General features: G+C 62.4%; 4 protein-coding genes. 1 reads left to right on the forward strand and 3 read right to left on the reverse strand.

Translation table 11 applies throughout. The features are described 5' to 3' along the window. From VGG64_29785 to VGG64_29795, 3 genes are all read right to left on the reverse strand, one after another. Positions 1-517: hypothetical protein (locus VGG64_29785; protein ID HEY1603831.1), on the reverse strand; the 517-nt coding region annotated here is incomplete at its 3' end. Then, positions 514-1,434 carry an ABC transporter ATP-binding protein gene (locus VGG64_29790; protein ID HEY1603832.1) on the reverse strand — a complete coding sequence of 307 codons (921 nt, stop codon included), beginning with the start codon at positions 1,432-1,434 and terminating at the stop codon, positions 514-516. The genes VGG64_29790 and VGG64_29785, both read right to left, overlap by 4 nt. Before the next feature lie 205 nt (positions 1,435-1,639). Next, positions 1,640-3,514 carry a hypothetical protein gene (locus VGG64_29795; GenBank protein HEY1603833.1) on the reverse strand — a complete coding sequence of 625 codons (1,875 nt, stop codon included), beginning with the start codon at positions 3,512-3,514 and terminating at the stop codon, positions 1,640-1,642. A 260-nt stretch (positions 3,515-3,774) separates the two neighbouring features. Between VGG64_29795 and VGG64_29800 the strand changes: the two genes are divergently transcribed. Then, the coding region (locus VGG64_29800; GenBank protein ID HEY1603834.1) for an alpha/beta hydrolase family protein at positions 3,775-4,727 on the forward strand (953 nt) is incomplete at its 3' end.

Below are 4,727 nucleotides of genomic sequence, written 5' to 3' on the forward strand. Positions count from 1 at the left end.
AAAACAAGGCTCCGGTGATGATCAGATTGGGCAGCACGACGAGCAAATAGGGCTGCACGTAGGCTGCCAGCCGATTCGGTCCAAACGTAACGCGATCGACAAACGGCATCATGCTGCCCAGCCAAATCCCCAGCCCAATGCTGGCGAAGATCAGCACCAACACCACCAGCGCTCCCAAGAAGCGGCCAACCAGATAGTCGAACTTGCGGATCGGCGCCGTAAAGAAAAACATGTACGTGCGATAGTGAAAGTCCTGATAGACCGCGCCTCCCATAATGGCCGACGTGACCAGCAAACCGAAGTAGCTCAACAGCGACGTCATCGAGAAGATTACGTATGGCGAATTGATCCAGGTCTTGCCGCCCGACCCACTCACGATCAGGGCGGTCCCCTGAAAGGCTCCGCCGGCCACGATCGTCGTCAAAAACGCCATCGCAAAAAACAGCCCAAAGTAGACGTACGTCGACAGCAGGCTGCACCGCTTGCGAACCTCGAACGCGGCAATCGTCCCGATCATGACGCCACCTTGGCCGCGCCGACCACGGCGGGAAGATGACTCTTGATCGCTCGGAAGTAAACGTCGTCCAGCTCGGGCTCGACCGCGGCAAACGACGCATCGGGCTGTGAATCGCAATAGACATGAACCACGAGCCGCCCACCGCGCAGTCGCGTCGACAAGACCAGCACCTCCGACTCCAACTGTGCTAGCTCGTCCTTGGTGATCGTCTTTTGCCAGATACGTCCCTCCAGTTCCGCCGCCAGCCGGTTGGGATCGCCGGTGGCCACCACCTGCCCGCGATGGATGATCGCCATTTGCTGGCACAGATCGGTCACGTCGTCGACGATGTGGGTCGAGAGGATCACGATCACCTGTTCGCCGATCTCGCTCAGCAAGTTATGGAATCGCACCCGCTCCTCGGGATCCAAGCCTGCGGTCGGCTCATCGACGATGATGATGCGCGGGTTGCCCAGCAGCGCCTGGGCGATGCCAAAACGCTGCTTCATGCCGCCCGAAAAGCTACCCAGCCGCTGACGGCGCACGTCGTAGAGATTGGTTTTCACCAGCAGCGAGTGGACCAGCTCGCGGCGGTCGCGTGCCGGGACAATGCCTTTCAGTTTGGCCAGGTGATCCAGCAGATCTTCGGCCGAGACTTTCGGATAGACGCCAAAGTCCTGCGGCAAATAGCCCAGCATTTTGCGGACCTGGGCCTTGTTCTTCAAAACGTCGAGCTGGCTGGCGCCGAGACTGTCGAGCATGATGCTGCCCGAGTCGGCCTCTTGCAGCGTGGCGATCGTCCGCATCAGCGTCGACTTGCCGGCCCCGTTCGGTCCCAGCAACCCGAACATGCCGGTCGGAATCGTTAGCGAAACGTCCAGCAGCGCCTGCACGCCGTTGGGATATCGCTTGCACAGATGTTGAATGATGAGCTTCATGGCCGGGACGGGACCTTTTCTTTGAGGACGCCGAGTCGAAGCGCCGTGGGATAAGAACGCCGGTGACAGACACGGTTCTACTCGACGGCGAATGTTGGTGCAAAAATTGAGAGCCAATCCGAGAACCGCCGGGGACGGTCCCAATTTTGCGCAGTCCCCGCAGCAAACTGGGACACCTTCTCCCCGGCGGTTTTCGGATCGGCTCTTATGGATCCGGCTTCAGCCCGATGATCTCTAGCAACCGCAGTGCGTTGGTCGACTGCGCAATGCCCGGTCGCAGACGGTAATCGAAACATAGTTGCGGCGTGCCCTGCTCGCTGCCGAGCTGATCGCTGAAATGCACGTTGCGGGCGACCGCCGCTAATCGCGATTCGTTCGGCAACCCGAGGTCATGGGTCGAAACAGCGCCGCACGCCCCTTGCCCCAGCAACTCCAAAATCACGCTCCGTGCCGCGACGTGCCGCTCGGCCGTATTCGTGCCGTGAAGAATCTCGTCGAGCAGGAACAGGAAGACCGCTCCATTTTTGTCCTTCAGCGCGCGGGCTTGCTCCACCACTGCCTTCAGTCGCACCAGCTCGCTCATGTACAACGACACGCCCCGCTCAAGCGAATCCTGAACGCGGAACACGGTCCCCAAAACCACCGGCGACATCTCCAACGCGGTCGCACATGCCGGGCCGCCGGCCTGACCGAGCACCACGTTCGCGCCAATCGACCGCAGCAGCGTGCTCTTGCCGGCCATGTTGGAACCGGTGACGAAGAGGACCGTCTCGCGGGGACCAAGCCTCACGTCATTGCCGACACGCTCGGCGTCGCGTTGCAGCGGGTGGGCCAGGCCCTCGGCCCGCAGCATCTCGGGCGAATTTTCGCTGATCCGTGGGAAGCACCACGTCGGATTGTCGTGGGCCAGCGCGGCCAACGACAGCATGGCTTCGAACTCGCCGAGCACCCGCACCCAACCAGGCATCCGCGGTCCGTATCGGCCGCGCCATTTCTCAATCGCCTGAAAGACGTGAAAATCCCACAGCGTGATCACCTGCACCGGCAGCCAAACGGCCGGCAGTCGGGCAAGCCGCGCGAAACCGGCCAGCCGCTCGAGCTGCCCCAGCGCGCCACACGCATCGGCGATCGTTGCCGACGCTTCTCCCAGTGCGGTCGCCACACTCGGAGCGCGATCGATGACGCCCCCCAAATGCTCGAACAGCTTCCGATATTGATCGACCGCATGCCCATAGTTCAGAACGCCGCGAACCAAATCGTGAATCGGTCCCACCAGCAAAACCGACAGTCCGAAATTGAATAGCAGAATGGCGAGCATGGTACAGCCAAACGCGGTCGACGACGTCACGTCGGCGGCAAACAGAATCACGGCAATCGCCGCGGCCGCCGGATAGACGATCCTCCACGCCATAAAGAACCGCCAGGGCGGATTCGCCACACCTTTCTCCGCCCACCGCACAAACGCGTCTTGGTCGATCGATTTGCCACGCACCCGACGCGCATGCGCGCCAAACTGCTGCCGAAATTCCAACTCCGCGGCGAGTCGCGCTACCGCCCGTTGCCGCTCGGCAAGATTCGTCGGGCAGTGTGTTGCCAGCAGCCAATCGCGCAGTGTCGCAACGCCCCAGGGCGTGTACGCCTGACACAGCAAGTGGAAGAGCGAGGCCTTGCCCAGCAGATCCAGATCATCGGCCAATCCGCGCCGCGACTCAGGCACCTCGGGCGTCGCCAGGGGAATCCGCTCCCAAGAGCGCTCCATCCGCGCCAACGACTCGTCGTTGATCCGGCAGAGACAATCGGCGTGTTGCCGCTGCGACTCGTACTGGTCCATCCGCAGCGTCGAAGCCAGCCAACCGACCGCCAGCGGGACAAGAAAGACGACGAACGCCTGATAACGTAGCAAACCCGTGACAACGGCCAGCACCAACAGAACGGCAAAGACCGCCAACCCACGGCGCGCGGCCCGGATCTGCGCCCAGGAGCGCGACAAGTCGGCCGCCTGCTGCGCAAAACCATTCCTTCGCCGCCGGTAACGCTCGGCCAACGGCAGTTCTCGGTTGCTCAACCGCGTTTCGGCCATCGAGCATTCCATTTTCGGTTTAGCGCCACCGCGGGCAGAGAGGGCAGGGGGGCTCAAGCTTGAGTCCAAGCCACGCCGCCGCAGTATGGCTACGTTTTGTAGCCATGTCAAGCGATGCTCCGGCGCCGGCGTGCACCCGAACGCGGCCAGGAAACCGGCCACGTAGCACGTAGATTGAAACTGGCTTCTGGGCGGGCGATAATCTTGCCCATCGGTCAAACGCTTACCATGAGAAATCTCAGGTCAGAGGGCCAATACGCATGAAACGATTTGCCCTCTTGCCGCTTTCCATGTTGCTCCTAGCCTCGTGCTGGAACGACCAACTGGCTGCTCAGCAAATCGCCCCCGCCTCTTGGCAGGTGCTGCCGGAAAAGCGCGGCCAGATGATGGGCGAGTATTTTCGCGGGCGATTCCATCATGCCGTCCAGTCGCTTCGGGCATCCTGGCCGGCCGAGCGCGTGGCGCGCGAGCAAGATCGTCTTCGCCAGGCGCTGGCCGCCACCTACCTGATGCCGAAAGCGCCTACCGACGTCTCCGACACGGCAATGGGAACCGTCGACCTGGATGGCATTCGAGTTGAAAAGCATCTCCTTCGCTTGCGTCCTGGGGTGGCGTCACCGGCGCTCCTGCTGCTGCCCCCATCCAGCGAGAACTCCACCGGCACCGATCGCCGGCCGACGATCTTGATGTTGCCAGGGCATGGCGACGCGCTCTGGTCCTCGGCAATGCAGTCGCGGTGTCTCTCCTTCGCCAAACGTGGTTGGGTGGTAATGGCCGTCGAGCCGTTCGGTCAGGCTGAGCGGGGCGAAAACCCTCTCTGGTCGGAGTCTCACGACTCGCAGACCACGGCCTTTCTGCTGCCTGCGGGGCAGAGCCTGCTGGGCCTGATCATGTCGGATCATCAGGCGGAACTTACCTGGCTTTTGAGGCATCCCCGGGTCGATGCGGAGCGGGTGGCCGTGACCGGAGTCTCGATGGGCGGAACGCATTCGCTCTGGTTCGCCGCGGTGGAGCCGCGCGTCCGTGCTGCCGTTTCGGTCGCGGTGGCGACCCTGGCGCGGGAAAGCTGGGGCGCCGCGCACCATGGCCTCTGCGACCTGATGCTCGGCTTGTTTTGCGTGGCCGACGACGACTTGATTCGCGCGCTGGTGGCTCCGCGCCCCTTTTTGGAGATATGCCCTTCCGTGCAGGCACCCTTGAGCCAGGAAGGCGA

The sequence above is a fragment of the Pirellulales bacterium genome, assembly GCA_036490175.1.
GTDB lineage: Bacteria > Planctomycetota > Planctomycetia > Pirellulales > JACPPG01 > JACPPG01.

What these genes read in the sequence shown, in the direction of transcription:
- VGG64_29790 (HEY1603832.1), bottom strand. Translation starts at nt 1,434, where the DNA reads ATGAAGCTCATCATTCAACATCTGTGCAAGCGATATCCCAACGGCGTG.
- VGG64_29795 (HEY1603833.1), bottom strand. Translation starts at nt 3,514, where the DNA reads ATGGCCGAAACGCGGTTGAGCAACCGAGAACTGCCGTTGGCCGAGCGT.